Source organism: Paenibacillus sp. MDV22-iso6 (genome assembly GCF_058408365.1).
In genome coordinates, this window is sequence record NZ_JBZVDZ010000007.1 from 234,745 (window position 1) to 250,304 (window position 15,560).

The 15,560-nt window shown below is 43.9% G+C and carries 13 protein-coding genes; 1 reads left to right on the plus strand and 12 read right to left on the minus strand.

The features are described 5' to 3' along the window. Positions 1 to 6 precede the first annotated feature (6 nt). The 4 genes from AC4PM4_RS20645 to AC4PM4_RS20660 all read right to left on the minus strand — a co-directional run bounded on the left by AC4PM4_RS20645 (position 7) and on the right by AC4PM4_RS20660 (position 5,326). Positions 7 to 1,044: an NAD(P)/FAD-dependent oxidoreductase gene (locus AC4PM4_RS20645; protein ID WP_079694105.1), complete on the minus strand. Its 1,038-nt coding sequence runs from the start codon at positions 1,042 to 1,044 to the stop codon at positions 7 to 9. Positions 1,045 to 1,201: 157 nt separating this feature from the next. Next, complete coding sequence (locus AC4PM4_RS20650) at positions 1,202 to 3,181, minus strand: helix-turn-helix domain-containing protein (RefSeq protein ID WP_491614462.1); 1,980 nt, start codon at positions 3,179 to 3,181, stop codon at positions 1,202 to 1,204. Between the two features lie 3 nt (positions 3,182 to 3,184). After that, the gene (locus AC4PM4_RS20655) at positions 3,185 to 3,313 is read right to left on the minus strand and encodes a hypothetical protein (RefSeq protein ID WP_256336354.1); all 129 of its coding nucleotides are present in this window, start codon (positions 3,311 to 3,313) and stop codon (positions 3,185 to 3,187) included. Positions 3,314 to 3,367: 54 nt separating this feature from the next. After that, entirely contained in the window at positions 3,368 to 5,326 is a 1,959-nt protein-coding gene (locus AC4PM4_RS20660) for an ABC transporter substrate-binding protein (protein WP_491614463.1), read from the minus strand. A gap of 195 nt (positions 5,327 to 5,521) precedes the next feature. On the opposite strand from AC4PM4_RS20660, the gene AC4PM4_RS20665 reads away from it, so the two are divergent. Continuing rightward, positions 5,522 to 6,328, plus strand: coding sequence for a FlxA-like family protein (locus AC4PM4_RS20665; protein WP_491614464.1), 807 nt, complete (start codon positions 5,522 to 5,524; stop codon positions 6,326 to 6,328). Between the two features lie 36 nt (positions 6,329 to 6,364). Here the strand turns inward: AC4PM4_RS20665 and AC4PM4_RS20670 are convergent, their stop codons facing one another. The 8 genes from AC4PM4_RS20670 to dxs all read right to left on the minus strand — a co-directional run bounded on the left by AC4PM4_RS20670 (position 6,365) and on the right by dxs (position 15,285). Continuing rightward, positions 6,365 to 6,865: a hypothetical protein gene (locus AC4PM4_RS20670; RefSeq protein ID WP_079694109.1), complete on the minus strand. Its 501-nt coding sequence runs from the start codon at positions 6,863 to 6,865 to the stop codon at positions 6,365 to 6,367. A 214-nt stretch (positions 6,866 to 7,079) separates the two neighbouring features. Continuing rightward, positions 7,080 to 7,895: a sporulation transcription factor Spo0A gene (gene spo0A, locus AC4PM4_RS20675; RefSeq protein WP_063565711.1), complete on the minus strand. Its 816-nt coding sequence runs from the start codon at positions 7,893 to 7,895 to the stop codon at positions 7,080 to 7,082. A gap of 192 nt (positions 7,896 to 8,087) precedes the next feature. Beyond that, positions 8,088 to 9,419, minus strand: a complete 1,332-nt coding sequence (gene spoIVB / locus AC4PM4_RS20680; protein ID WP_063565710.1) for a SpoIVB peptidase — start codon at positions 9,417 to 9,419, stop codon at positions 8,088 to 8,090. 120 nt (positions 9,420 to 9,539) lie between these two features. After that, positions 9,540 to 11,258, minus strand: coding sequence for a DNA repair protein RecN (gene recN, locus AC4PM4_RS20685; protein WP_064636757.1), 1,719 nt, complete (start codon positions 11,256 to 11,258; stop codon positions 9,540 to 9,542). 57 nt (positions 11,259 to 11,315) lie between these two features. Next, entirely contained in the window at positions 11,316 to 11,765 is a 450-nt protein-coding gene (gene ahrC / locus AC4PM4_RS20690; RefSeq protein ID WP_063565708.1) for a transcriptional regulator AhrC/ArgR, read from the minus strand. 124 nt (positions 11,766 to 11,889) lie between these two features. Continuing rightward, complete coding sequence (locus AC4PM4_RS20695; protein ID WP_491614465.1) at positions 11,890 to 12,258, minus strand: hypothetical protein; 369 nt, start codon at positions 12,256 to 12,258, stop codon at positions 11,890 to 11,892. 201 nt (positions 12,259 to 12,459) lie between these two features. Then, positions 12,460 to 13,305 (minus strand): TlyA family RNA methyltransferase, encoded by an 846-nt coding sequence (locus tag AC4PM4_RS20700; protein WP_072735302.1) that lies wholly within the window; start codon positions 13,303 to 13,305, stop codon positions 12,460 to 12,462. Between the two features lie 72 nt (positions 13,306 to 13,377). Further along, positions 13,378 to 15,285 carry a 1-deoxy-D-xylulose-5-phosphate synthase gene (dxs, locus tag AC4PM4_RS20705; protein ID WP_064636751.1) on the minus strand — a complete coding sequence of 636 codons (1,908 nt, stop codon included), beginning with the start codon at positions 15,283 to 15,285 and terminating at the stop codon, positions 13,378 to 13,380. Positions 15,286 to 15,560: the final 275 nt, after the last annotated feature.

Here is a 15,560-nt window from a genome sequence, read left to right on the forward strand (position 1 = left end):
TTGATTCTATTCTTCCACAACACCAAGTTCTTTATTTTTCTCCTTAAAACGGCTGTTATGGGAAGATACATAAGCAACTTTCTCTGCTTCAGGGTCCATATACAGTTTTGCACTGTTTACCGCGAGGGCCGCATCCGTAAATGTACCGGCAATCAGATACAGTTTACTTCCGTAATCTACAAAGTCTCCTGCAGCGAAGACCCCTGGAATATTCGTTTGCAGCTTCTCTGTTGTTTTGACATGCCATTCACCAAGATCAAGTCCCCAATCCCGGAGCGGGCCAAAATCACTCTTCATGCCGTGGTTGACGATAATCGCATCCACATCAAGGACTTCACTCTCACCTGTCTCAACATGGGATATCGTCACTTGTTCGATGATCTCCCCACTTTGACTATGTAGGGTATCAACGGCGTATGGTGTACGAATATCCACTGATGATTCTCTCATCCGCAGTACATTGCGCTCCAATCCGCCAAAGCGGTCACGACGATGCACAACCGTCACTTGCTCTGCCAGTGCTTCAAGCTCATTGGCCCAATCCACCGCGGAGTCACCCCCACCAGAGATCAGTACCCGTTTACCACGGAAAGGTTCCAGCTCCTGTACTGTGTAGTGAAGGTTCGTAACCTCATAACGGTCAGCACCTTCAAGCTCCAGCTTGGCCATTTTATATATACCATACCCGATCGCCAATATGACGGTACGTGTCCAGTGTTGTTCTCCTGTATTCGATGTCAGCAGAATCGTGCCATCAGGCTGACGCTCAAATCCTTCAATTTGCTGTTCAAACACAATCGTTGGCTCAAATGTTCTAGCCTGTTCTTCCAGCTGTTTAATCAAATTTTCACACAGAATCGGGGTGACGCCGCCAACGTCCCAGATCATTTTTTCTGGATAAAAGAGCATGCGACCACCCAGTTTATCCCGCGCCTCAATCAACTTGGTCTTCATATCACGCATCCCGCTGTAAAATGCAGAATACATGCCGGCAGGTCCCCCGCCGATAATTGTTACATCATATAATTCCAAATGCTGATCCATGTAGTTACCTCCATCAGTTCGATCCAAAGCGCTCGACTATTTGATATCGATTCTCATTATCACTCTTTTCCTAGTCTAATGGGAAACTTATCAAATTACAATGGCTAAAATTCAAACATTTCTTATACAAAACTACCGTCGGTTATTTATTTGTTGATTACTTAACTTTGGGAGCTGCGAGTAGATGCTCGACAACGAAATCGATTTGCTTGTTGATGGAATAGATATCCGAGTAATAGAAGAAATCAAAATCAATCTCGATTAAACGGCCTTCTTTGATAGCGGGTATGCTATTCCAAATTGGATTATCGTTAAGGTTATCTGCCCCTTCATATACCGAACGAAACACGTAGTCTCCCATATACTCAGGAAGAACTTCCATGGACAAGGTCGAACCTGCCGCGTCGGAAACGACGTCAATTTTTTTCTGGACCGCTTCAGGTGCTTTCATTTCCAAGTACTCGTATATAGCCTGAGATCCTCGGCCGTATTGCTTACTTTCTACAATGACCATCTCTTTCAGCCCACCCTCGACGATGGAGGCCGTTTTGTCCAGTATGCCTGCATCAGCAAGTTTTTTCTTGCTCTCTTCAACTTTACTGTTAAGATTGTCGATTAAAACGTCTGCTTCCTGTTCTTTGCCGAAAATGCTAGCGATACTATGAAGTCTTTCTTCCGTTGTCAATTTCTCATATGGGACATACACAGTTGGTGCAATATCTTTTAATAGCGTGTAAGTCTCTTCTGAAGGAACAATGATCAAATCCGGGTCCAGATCAATGACAGCCTCAGGGTTTGGTTCGAACCAGGTGCCTAGTGAATTTACCCCTTCAAGCTCATTCTTATATGCAGCCCCATCAAATACGTCAGACGTCGCAATAGGCTTAATTCCAAGCGCTACAACATCTCCTTGAAGATAAAGTACAACCACCCGTTTAGGATTTGCCGGGACAACAACATCACCTTTAACCGTGGAGACCGTGCGTGTTCCATTTTCATTGTTCGTTTGACTACCTGAATCTGATGATGAAGATGCGGCTGTGCTCGTAGATGAGTTCGTATTCGTGCCTTCCCCCGTAACTGTTGTTGTTGTAGAGCCAGCGGAGCATGCCGATAAAAGCATTGTGATGCTTAAAAGTGCAACCAAAATCATGCTGGAGCTTGTTTTTCTTCTTTTCATTGATGTAGACCCTCCGTCTATATATTGATAATGATTCTCATAATCAATATATCCTCGCTTCCATCTCCAGCCAATGGACGATTCGGAGAATTGTAATGGACGATCCTCTGCCAGGGTCTGGTTCCTTATTTTACGCTGATAGAGTGTGGGGGACAGGCCCACATGTTTTTTGAAAATACGGCTGAAATAATACACATCCGTGTATCCCACTTCTGCCGCGATTTCGCGAAGGGTGGCATCGGATTGCACAAGCAGATTCCGGGCCTTGGTCAGTCTCGTTTGAATGAGATAATCAATCGGACTGTGTCCTGTCTTCCTTTTAAATTGCATAGATAAATGACGGGAGCTGTAGTTGAATTGTTCAGCCAGAAAATCCAGAGTCACCTGTTCCCTATAATGCTCCTGGATGTAGCGAAGTGTTTGCTCAATAGGATCTGGAAGCACTGTTCTGACTTCCTGCTCTGCCAATTGAAACAACAGCTCATGAATAAATTGGTAGAACAAACTTTTTACTTGTAGCAAGTCCAGTCTGCTCGCCTGATCCCACGCTTTCTCCAGTTCTCCAAAATAGCGCAATATAGCAAGAGGATTGCTCGGCGTAAATCCATATTGCAAAGAGAACGGAGCAATCTGAGGAGGTTGTGACAACCGCCATGTTTTACGATGAGTTGGGAACGCAAGGAATGCCCTGTAGAACAGCAAGTAATATTCAAACTTTTCGCTCACCCGAATATCCAGTGATGATCCTTTACCACCATGCAGAATACAGAATCGCTGTGCTTCGTGTGTTTTCCCATCCAATTTAAGTTGAGCTGCACCCCGAATGCTGTATATAAAAGCGTTTGCCGGAAGCAAATAGGACTCCTGTATCTCCCCTGCCTCCATGACGATCCGGCGTATATCCAGAATTTTAACAGCCGCGTGATTCCAGCTTTGCATCTGTTCGTTTAATTGCATCGATTACTCTCCAATCCCAGTCTCACCAGGAACAAAGACCTTGTACAGGTCATTATTCTGCAAACCATCCTTAACCGAAGCGTTATAGTGGTTCACTATTATTCCTTCATTATAGATGATAATAATTTTCATTATCAACTGAATTTTGACCAGGATTCAATTTCACCAATCAATGATCCGAAAGATTTACTTTTGAACAGCTGTCTTCGTGAACCAAGCTGCCAATTCCTCGGTCTGATCCAACGTTGCAATAGGGTCAAAGTACCATGAACGATCCGGACTCCAGATAAACACACGATCATTCTTAACGGCATCAAGCGAACTCCATACTGGCTTGGATTTCAATTCCTCTACAGTCAGGTTGTCTGCCGTAAGAATAATGTAATCACCAGCAAATTCGGGTATGGATTCGGACGAGACTTCAACAAGCTGATCTTTCATTAATATCTCTTTTTTGTCTGCCGGAGGATTCAATCCGAGAGCACTGTACACAGCTTGACCTCCACGCCCAAAATTATCACCAAAGGCTAACGGTCCTTTATCGTAAAATTGCATAACGGATACTTCTGCATCTGCATCGATTGCTTCACTTACACGCTTCTTGGCATCCGCAATTCGTCCGTCGTAATCGGCCAACCATGACTCAGCCTCTTTTTCTTTGTTCAACGCTTTACCGAAATAAGCGATCTCTTCATGGGTATTTTTCAACTCTCCATAAGGAACAACAAGCGTAGGCGCAATTTTGCTAAAAGAATCAAACAAATCAGGATCACCTGTGACAATCAGATCTGGTTGAAGTTCCAACACCTTTTCAAGAGAAATGGTTTCGTATTCACCAATATTCTCTACTCCCTCAAGTGATTTGATAAAATAGGGGTTTTTCAAGTTCATTTCCGGTGTACCGACTGGCTTGATTCCCAAAGCAATCAGGCTTCCTAAATATAAATCCACCACAATTCGCTTGGGTTCAGCCGGGACCGTGATATCTCCCTTAACCGTCGAGATGATCCGAGGCTCGGAATTGTTCGATTGGCTATCAGCCGTTACTGTGCTGGTAACACTCGAAGTCCCTTTGCTTCCGGCTGTTTCTCCCCCAGAATTACTAGTTGCCCCTGTCGAGCAGGCACTCAGCAGTAAAGTGAGACTTAATAAAATACTAAGCAGCATTCCCGTTCTTGTCTGTCTATTCATGTACAATGACCCTCCGTGTTTATATTGATAATGATTATCATCATCGTTATAAACATACCTTCCAGCTCTTCCACTGGAAATGTCATTTCGCGCCAGGGCCGATGTCAGATCAGGCCATTTTAGGGGTACAGATGTTTTCTCCTTGAACTGAAGCGGAGAAACACCTGTATGTTTTTTGAACATACGTCCCAGATAATATCCGTCCGGATAACCGATGCCTGCTGCAATCTCATCTAATGTAGCGTCGGTATGCAGCAACATCTCCTTGGCCTTGAACAAACGGAACTGAATCAAATAGTCGATTGGACTATAACCCGTGGCCTGTTTGAACTTGCGGGACAGACTTCTGGGACTGCTGCCGACCTTCTCCGCCAAAACATGCAACGTTAGGGGCTCAGCATAAGAGGATTCCACAATTTCGATAACGTCGCTGACTTGATTCGTAATGGAATAGCGAGTTGCAGCATGAGGAATTTGTGCTGATACTTGCTCTACAAAAGGATAAAAAAGACTTTTTGCCTGAAAATGATGTATGGGGTTCTTTTGATTCCATAAAGTGTGTATCTGTTTTACTTGCTCATACAGCACAACAGGTGAATTGGGGGCAAAACCATAGGTTAGCTGAAATGGATTCATGTGCTCCATCATATTTCCCAAATCGGTTCTTCCTCCACTTGGCAAGCTTGATTTGTACATAAGGTAAAACAGGTTTAATCCAGATTGTCCAGCTTCAATATGCAGCACGCTCCCTTTTCCACCATGAAGAACATAAAAACGACTCACTTCATGCTTCTGGTCGTTTATGGTCACATAGGCTTTACCCTGGATGGTGAATACAAACGTGCTCGCAGGAAATTTATATGTTAGCTCCTCGGTTGGCCCTAACTCCATATAACGTATATCCGCAATACTTACTGCAGCATAGTTCCAGAGTATGTAATAATTATTCCACATTTCATTAACCCAACTCCGTCTAAAAAGATTGACTAAACAGTCCTTCACTCATTGATAACCATTATCAATCATTATTAGCAAGTAAGCAACACACAAATGAAAGTGAACTTATTAGCCAGCGTATCTTCATTTACTTCTCGTAACATCCGATATATGTAAGTAGATCTACGATATAACGAAGAAGGGGAAAAGACCATGAATTCAATTTCACCTGCCTCCAAAAGCAGCTTCACCCCCGGGAGCCAAGTCTCCAGCAGAGATAAGGAAATTCAGGGACTTATGCAGCAGAAGGTTAGGCTTAATGAAGAAGTACAAGCTGTAAAATCCAATGATGAACTGGACACTAAAACCAAAGCAGCACGAATCAAATCATTAACGAGTTCCATTACGCAAATCGACACGCAGATCGCCCAGATCAAAGCAGAGGAAATGGAGGAAAAGAACAAATTAAAACAGCCTGAGAAGACCAAAGAACAACAGCCTCAGCGCAATGACGAAGCTCACCTCCCATCCATGGACCATCTAATTAAGCACAGTCAGACTTACGATCAGTTAGGTAAACTGGTCGGTTTGCGAGATCGCATGAACAGCTCCATACAAACCATTGAAGGTGAAACCAAGTTTGACCGACTGGTTCTGGAGATTAATGCTGGCAATGATGCTGGCAAATCGATGATGCTTGAAAATGCTGAACGTACGGTATTCCAGAAAAAAAGAGAAATCGTGCAGGACATCAGCTCCCAAATGAGCAAAGTAGGTCAGAAGATTGGAGATTTGATGAAAGAGATACGTCAGCCTGAACCAAAAGAATCCGTTTCGTCTCCTACACCTTCATCCTCTGTGGAAAAGGAAAATCAGGAAGTCGTTGAGGGAAATAAGGCTGAAAGCAAATCGAAGAATTCCAATGGTACGCAGAATGATAAAGACCCAGGAAAAATTCAAGAGACTCAATCAAATGAATCCCCTGCCCCTTCCTTTACATCGCTCGACATTCGGGTTTGAAGAGGTGACAGAGGTGATATGTAGTTTCAGACCATATTAAAAAATGGATGTTGATTCACCATATATTTTTTTATAGTAGGCATATGTCTGAGCATAATCTAAAAAAGCTCCCGACAGCTTTCGAAGCACATAACGATCATTCTGCAACAAATAATGAGCACTGGCTGCGTTCTTGAACAAAAATACGAGCTCATTGTCGGAAACAAACTGGTTCACATTTATTCCACTGCTAAGAATGAAGCGCTGCAGATCTTCATAAAGTCCAATAGTATACTTATTAGCATCATTTGTAGAAAAGAAGAAATCTAAGCTGTCACTATGATAAGAACCGTTTTTAGTAAAAGTGACATTGGCTGACCAGCCATCAAAATCAAAAGTTAGTACTTCTTCACTCTTACTTAACCATTGCTCATCTGAATATTTTTTTAAATTATCAATATGAACTATTTCTTGACCAAAATAACTCATCAAATTACCTGCTTCGAGATACTTAGAAAAGATTAGTTGTGAAATTTCAGTTTTATTCAGTAGATTCATCTCCTTTGCACTTCTTTTAAAGCATTAAAATTTATTTCATTATAACAAGAGTAGAGGGGTAAACGCCTCCTACATGTATAAAAAACCGTTACAAAAAGGCTATTTAAGCCCGATTGTAACGGTTTTTTAGGTTTCATTATTTATGTTAAATCATAAATTTCAATCTGCTCATACATAAGTAATCAAGAATTATTATATATCATTCCTGATCCTTTCAGGACACCTTATTCTCAATTCTAAGCTTGTCAGCGACCATCGCGATGAACTCGGAGTTCGTCGGTTTCGACTTGCTGATATTGATGGTATAACCAAACAGGTGGCTGATGCTGTCGATGTTACCACGTGTCCAAGCCACTTCGATAGCATGACGAATGGCTCGTTCGACGCGAGACGGCGTTGTTTTGAACTTTTCGGCAATCGCTGGGTACAAGGTTTTCGTGATAGCACCCAAAATTTCGATATTGTTATACACCATAGTGATGGCTTCGCGTAAATACTGATATCCTTTAATATGCGCAGGAACGCCGATTTCATGTATGATGGACGTAATGCTTGCATCCAAATTTTTGTGTTTACCCATCGGCACCACGTTGGACTTGTTCATAAACATCGATGAACCGCCACCACCGCCTGTGGAGATCGTGGTTTGCGTGCCAACCAGTTGACGTACACGATTCGCGAGTACTTCCATGTCAAATGGTTTCAGGATGTAATAAGAAGCTCCGAGTTGCACGGCACGCTGCGTGATATTCTCTTGTCCGAAAGCCGTAAGCATAATGACTTTGGGCTGTGGAGACAGATTCAGGTTACGCAGACGCTCCAGTACACCCAGTCCATCCAGGTGAGGCATAATAATATCCAGAATAAGTACATCCGGTACATCGCGAGTCTGCTCCAGCAACTGCAGCACTTCTTCTCCATTGTAAGCAATTCCGGTTACTTCCATATCTTCCTGTTCGGATATATATTCGGCAAGCAAATTCGTAAATTCACGATTATCATCGGCCAGCAATACCTCAATTTTTTGCAAAACGGTATCCTCCTTTAATTTAAACATCGTTTCGTACATTTCCTTACAGGTTAAATTTTCGACACAGAGGAGGAAATTCCTTCTGTCGAAAATTATTTTTCTTTATTTTTTTTTCTCATTGCTATATAATAAATAATTTATTTCATTATCCGATATTATATGTTTCCATTCGACAAAAAAACCTTAAGGAGGTTAACCCGCCTTAAGGTTTTTTGCATTATCCTTTTTCATCATGACTCCTGCATCTTGTAACATCCACTCAATGAAGCAGCCATAACCTGATTTCGGATCATTAACAAACACATGGGTCACGGCACCAATCAGTTTTCCGTTTTGCACAATGGGGCTACCACTCATGCCTTGTACAATGCCTCCGGTCTTATCTAGCAGCTTCGGATCTGTGATTCGAAGCACCAGACCTTTGGTGGCCGGTTCGGATTGGTCTGCTACGTGAACAATATCAATCGAGAAACGCTCCACCTGCTGACCCTCAACAACTGTGAGAATTTCTGCAGGACCTTCTTTTACTTCATGGGAGAAAGCAACAGGAATTCCTTTTGAATACAAACTATGTTCAGGATTTCCGGACATTTTACCAAAGATACCAAAAGCCGTATTGCGTTCAATATTGCCCAAAATTTTGCTTTCTTTCAGGAAATGAGCTCGTTTTTCACCCGGATCACCGGATTCACTCTTAGAGATTGACGTTACATTGGACTGAACAATTTGACCACTACCGACAACGATGGAGGTCTGCGTGTTCATATCCGTGATGACATGTCCTAGAGCGCCATATACGCCTTGATCCGGAGCATAGAAGGTTAATGTTCCTACACCTGCGGCGGAGTCACGAATGTACAAGCCAAGCCTCCAGGCTTTGTCTTCCGCGTCATAAGCCGGTGTCAAACGGGTTTTAACCGTTTCTTTACCGCGTTTTAAAACGACATCAATGCCTTTTTTGCTCTTGCCTGCAAGCTCAACGGCTTCAGCTACACCCGATACACCATCAAGGCGTTTACCGTCCATATGGGTAATCAGATCTCCAAGCTTGATGCCTGCTGATTCTCCAGGGGATACACGTTCATCTTGTCCAGAACGGACCAGATGGTGCCCTACAACCAGAATACCTGCAGATTTTACTTTGACGCCAATGGTTTGTCCCCCGGGTACTACACGCAAATCCGGAATCACATTTACGTTAACCGTTTTTACCGGAATTTTTCCCCACAACTTCAACGTTAATTTGGCATGTCCCGTTTGTTGGGGATGAAGATGCAAAGGTTGTTGCTTCGTTACATGGACCGCAGTTTCCTTTCCATCAAAACCGACGATATCAGGACGATCCACAACAGCACTTGAAGCAGCCGGTACAGCGAGATGAACGTCAGCCTGCCTGCCTGCAAATACCTGAAGTTCATCAGGCAATGAAGCATAACTTTGTACAGGCTGAATGGCCTGGCTGATCACACATAGAAAGAAGGCAAATAAAAGACCTAGCAATTTCTTCCTGAGGGGGGAATTCAATGGCTGTCACACTCCCTTTGCTTCTTTCGCTTGACGAAAGGTGGTCGCCAATTGCGTACCTATAAGATAACCTCGCCCCCAGGCTTTTATTACTGTCAATCATTACGCCAGCCGCTCGTTTCACCCTTTTTTGGCTTCCGCCAAATTCAGCATTTCCTGTGCATGATGCAGCGTTTTTTCTGTAATTTCCACACCGCCGAGCATACGTGCCAATTCCTTCACTCTGCCTTCGTCTGACAGCGATTCCACTTGTGTCATCGTGCGTCCGTCATACACATGCTTTTCGATGAGATACTGATGATCCGCCATACAAGCGACCTGTGGCAAGTGAGTAATAGAGAAAACTTGGCAAGTGGAGGACAGACGGTATAATTTCTCCGCAATGGATTGTGCTGCTCTTCCGCTCACACCTGTATCCACCTCGTCAAAGATCAACACCGGAATCCGGTCATGACGTGCGAAAATACTCTTCATTGCCAGCATCATTCGGGACAACTCACCACCGGAAGCAATCTTGCCGAGCGGACGTAAAGGCTCACCTGGATTCGGAGAGATCAGGAATTCCGCATTATCTGCACCCTGACGCGTAAGGCGAATGCGACGCCCATTCCATTCGATCCCTTTTGCATCTTCAAAAGGAGTAATCTGAACTCGTAACGTCGTTCTCTCCATCTGCAAATCCTTCAGTTCACTTTCCACCTGCGCTGCAAGTTCCTCTGCACATTGTTTACGTACCCGGCTGAGTTCCTCCGCAGACTCCATGACTAATTTTAGCAATTTGTCACGTTCATTACGCAGCTTCTCCAAACGTTCATCCTTGTTCTCCAACTGGTCGGTTTCATGGCTAATTTGTTCATAATAATTCAAAATAAGTTCCACACTGTCGCCGTATTTCCGTCTGAGGCCAGAAATCAGATTCAGTCGCTGTTCCACTTCTTCCAATCTACCCGGGTTAAATTCGATCTTCTCCCGATAATCACGCAACTGAAACGTCGCGTCTTCCAACTGATAAAATGCTGACTGGAGCTGTTCAACGATAGGCTGTAGCCCTTTACTGTCATATCCTGATATATCTTCAATTCGTGACAATGCGATACTTACAGCTTCTAACCCACGTTGACCGCTAAGCAGATCATATGCACCAGCAACACTGTCCATCATTTTCTCACTATGGGATAGTTTGACCCGTTCTTCTCCGAGTAATTCATCTTCACCCTGCGTTAGAGAAGCAGCTGCAATCTCTTCAAGTTGAAAACGGTACATGTCCAGTAATTGATAGGCACGTTGACTGGATTCCTGAAGTGCACGCAGTTCTTTTTCGGCCGTAATAAATTTACTGTATCGTTCCTGATATTCCGTCTTGACTGGACCGATGATTGCTGCCCCGTATGTATCCAGAAGCCCCAGATGACTTTCTGCGCGCAACAAACTTTGATGTTCATGCTGTCCGTGAATATTGATTAATTTTTCTCCGACTTCACGGAGCATCGTTAAATTGACCAATTGGCCGTTAATACGAGATGTACTTTTGCCTTGGGTATTCAGTTCCCGGCGGATCACCAGATGCTCCTCCGGTTCACAATGGATGCCAAGCTTCTCTAACGTTACCCATACCGGATGGCTAGGCTCCATTTCAAACAGAGCCTCCATCTCGGCCTTCTCACATCCATAACGGATCAGATCGGCAGAGCTTCGTCCACCTGCAATCAGACCCAAGGCATCAATAATGATCGATTTACCCGCTCCTGTTTCACCAGACAAGACATGGAATCCCGGGTGGAAAACAACATCAACTTCTTCTACAACAGCCAGATTACGAATCGATAATGTAACTAACATCTGCAAAAACACCTCCGGATGACTCACTCAGAAATTATGTTTTTGAACCATTATATTCTAGGAAATATAACCCATAATCCGCTCGATTACGGTCACGCTGTTACTTTCCGTCCGGCAGATAATGAGTATGGTATCATCTCCACAGATGGTGCCCATCACTTCCGTCCATTCAATATTATCGAGCAAGGCAGCAATGGAGTTAGCTGTGCCAGGCAAACACTTCATTACGACCAGATTGTTTGTATGATCGATGTGTAAGAAGTTGTCCACAAGGGCACGTTTCAGTTTCTGAATCGGATTATATCGTTGGTCTGTAGGTAGCGAATACTTATATCGTCCATCGTCCATGGGAATCTTGATTAAAAGAAGCTCCTTAATATCCCGTGATACAGTGGCTTGAGTCACCTGGAATCCGGATTTACGCAAAGCTTCAACCAGATCATCCTGGGTTTCAATTTCGTTTTGACTAATGATTTCACGTATCTTAATGTGTCGTTGTCCTTTCATACATGCCTCCAGTTAAAAGTTCAATGTATTGCAATAAAACGGAAAATTCTAATTTCCATAACGTTTGCCATCCTGCAATTCGTTCATTCGTTATATAAACAACTCTCAGGTTTCATAACTACCCTTAGTCCAGATCATCTCCATCATACACGTCTTCCTGATAGTCCATGAGCCTGATTACCTTGATATCCGATTCCTCCAAGTCCACATACAACAACCCTTCACAGCCGGGATATAACAATAAATAATACAGGAAGCGGTCTCGCAGGGATGGCCCAGTAAGTTCAAGAGGTTGCCTGCGACGGGACGTCTTCACCAGATATCTCTCATCATCACGCTCTGCTACATAATCAATGAACAGCCTGCTGAAATAAACGGATTCATCCGCTTCAAAGGCTAAAGGAATTTTCATTTTACCTCCGATGACTTCATATCCTTCCGCTTCAAGCAGATCCACTGCGGGTGAATCCTGAATTTCTAAATTCAGTTGCATCCCCGACAAGTTTACTGGAATCGGACGATTAACCCAATTCCGAAAGCCAGAGAACAGCCATAAAATTAAGCAGACAGCAAGTACACCAATAACAATTGTGTCATATTGCCCATCCATCATCGCTCACCTCGAAGACATATTCGAGATTCGACAACCGATTTCCTTTTAGAATGTCACCTTCCCAGCGAAAAGAAACCCATCCTATGATGAGTTTCCTGTAAAAGTATGGGCAGCTTCCCTTGCAACTTGATCTGCAAGTGCATCAAGTGAAGCCTGAACGTTCTCTTGTTGTGTTGCCTCTGGTTCTTCCAGACGCCAGTGAGCGAGAAATTCAATATTTCCTTCTCCGCCTGTAATCGGCGAGAATGTTAAACCTTTTAGCTTTAATCCAAGCTCATTTGCGAAACGAAGCATCGTCTGCAAAACGTCCTTGTGAACCTTAGTATCACGAACAACGCCTGACTTGCCGACTTTCTCACGGCCTGCTTCGAACTGAGGTTTAATTAACGCCACAATGTCTGCCGGTTGCTTTAAAAGTGCCAGCAACGGCGGCAAAATAATTCTCAGCGAAATAAAGGATACATCAATACTAGCAAAATTCGGCACAGGTCCATGTAAATCTGCGGGAGTCACATAACGGAAATTGGTTCTTTCCATTACAGTAACCCGTTCATCATTACGGAGTGACCAATCCAGCTGGTTATAACCAACATCGATGGCATATACATGAGATGCACCATGTTGCAGGGCACAATCGGTAAATCCACCAGTGGATGAACCGATATCGAGCATTACAAGTCCATTCATATCGAGATCGAAGTGACGGATCGCTTTTTCAAGCTTTAATCCGCCTCTACCGACATAGGGATGTACTGAACCCTTTACTTTAAGTTCGGCTTCCCGTGGAATCTTCATGCCCGCTTTTTCAATCCGCTCATTGTTGGCATATACCAGTCCAGCCATGATTGCAGCTTTTGCCTTCTCACGACTTTCGTAGTATCCCTGCTCAACCAGCAGAACATCAATTCGTTCTTTCGGGAGTGACATGTCTTTCTCCTATCATGTAGTAATCCTAATTAATCAATAATGTGTTTAGTTTAGTTTCTCTGATTGTTCCAGTTATGAAGGGAACCGAGTTCTGGACATACCATATGAAGATTGGGCTGCCATACTGCGCAGCTCCGAACTCACATTCTCGACCGTGAGTCCCACTTCAGCTCTTTGATCCTCAATACTGCCATGTTCAATGAATCGATCCGGAATGCCCATCAGCTGTACATGAACATCATGCAGCCCTTGTTCTGCGTAAAACTCCAGAACTGCACTGCCCATACTGCCTGCTTGTGATGCTTCTTCAAGCACAATTAACTTCGTGCCTCGAACTGCTAGATCACGCAGCATCTGCTCATCAAGCGGCTTAAGGAAGCGGGCGTTTATTACGCCAACCGTAATACCTTCTCTTTTAACCGTCTCTGCAGCTTCTTCAGCAAGCTGTACCATTGACCCCGAAGCGATGATAGCATAACCTTCAGATGGACGAAGCTGTTCCCATGTACCGATTGGAATCGGAATGAGTTCATCATCAAGAGGCACGCCTACAACATTGTTTCGTGGATAACGATAAGCAATCGGGCCTTCATTATATTCAAGCGCCGTCTTCATCATATGGCGCAGTTCATTCTCATCCTTAGGCATCATCAGGACGATATTCGGAATATGACGCATAAACGCCACATCGTACACACCTTGATGCGTTTCACCATCTGGACCGACAAATCCAGCACGGTCAATGGCGAACATGACATTGGCATTATGACGACAAATATCATGTACAATCTGATCATACGCACGTTGCATAAACGTCGAATAGACGGCAAATACCGGCTTCAATCCTTCCATTGCCAGTGCTGCACACATAGTTGCTGCATGCTGTTCGGCAATACCCACGTCAATCATGCGATCAGGGAATTCCTTACTGAAAGGGATGAGGCCTGAACCTGTTGGCATGGCTGGTGTTACCGCTACAATTCGTTTATCCTGCTTGGCAAGATCAATCAACGTTTTACCAAACACTTCCGTATACATCGGTTTGCCTACAGCCTTAAGCACTTGACCTGATTCAATTTTGTACGGAGAAATTCCGTGCCATTTGTGTGAATCGGCCTCAGCTGGCTGATAGCCTTTACCTTTAGTTGTCAGTACATGAACCATTACAGGACCATCGACGTTATCCGCCTGTTTGAACGTTTCAATCAACTTCGGAATGTCGTGTCCATCAATGGGTCCCAAATAGGTGAAGCCCAGCTCTTCGAACAGAACTCCTGGAACCATCATGTATTTGACACTATCTTTAATCCAGCTCGCCGATTTGGCCAAACGATCCCCTATGGCAGGAATTTTTTTGAGCATTCCCTCCACATCATCCTTGGCTTTCAGATAATGGCGATCCGAACGAATTTTGCTCAAATATTTATGCATAGCCCCGACATTCGGAGCAATGGACATTTCATTATCATTGAGGATAACCATCAGCTTTTTCTGCTCATGACCAATGTGATTGAGAGCTTCAAAGGCCATACCACCTGTAAGCGCTCCATCCCCGATCATCGCGATAACCTGATTGTCTTCACCCTTAAGATCACGGGCAAGCGCCATGCCCATCGCAGCAGATAACGATGTGCTGCTGTGGCCCGCTTCCCATACATCATGTTCACTCTCGTTACGTTTAACAAATCCACACAAGCCATTATGCTGACGAAGTGTATCGAAGCGATCCATCCGTCCCGTTAGAACTTTGTGCACATAAGCTTGATGCCCTACATCGAAAATCATTTTGTCCACTGGACTGTTATAGCAGTAATGCAGGGCTACCGTGAGCTCAACCACTCCTAAGTTGGGTGCGAGATGGCCCCCTGTAACGGACAGCTTCTCAATCAGAAACTGCCGGATCTCTGCCGACAAAAGAACGAGATCATCCTGAGACATCGACTTTAGATCACTGGGTTGTTTAATTTGTGGAAGCAGCACGAGAATCTCCCCGCTTTCCTAGATTGTTTGATTTGGTGTAATCCATATATACACAGTTTATTAAATGACATTAAAACATTATAACATAAAAGAACAAGAATCATAATTTACGGCACTATACTCCTGATAACGAGCATTTTCGCCAGCAAGGTTCGTATGATCCTCCTCAATATGTATTCCCAAACCCACTTGGAACAGACTTTCTTCATGAAGCCCAGAAAAAGCACATTAAATTGATTACACGATTCTGGGTGATTTGAAACAGTGACGCTCAA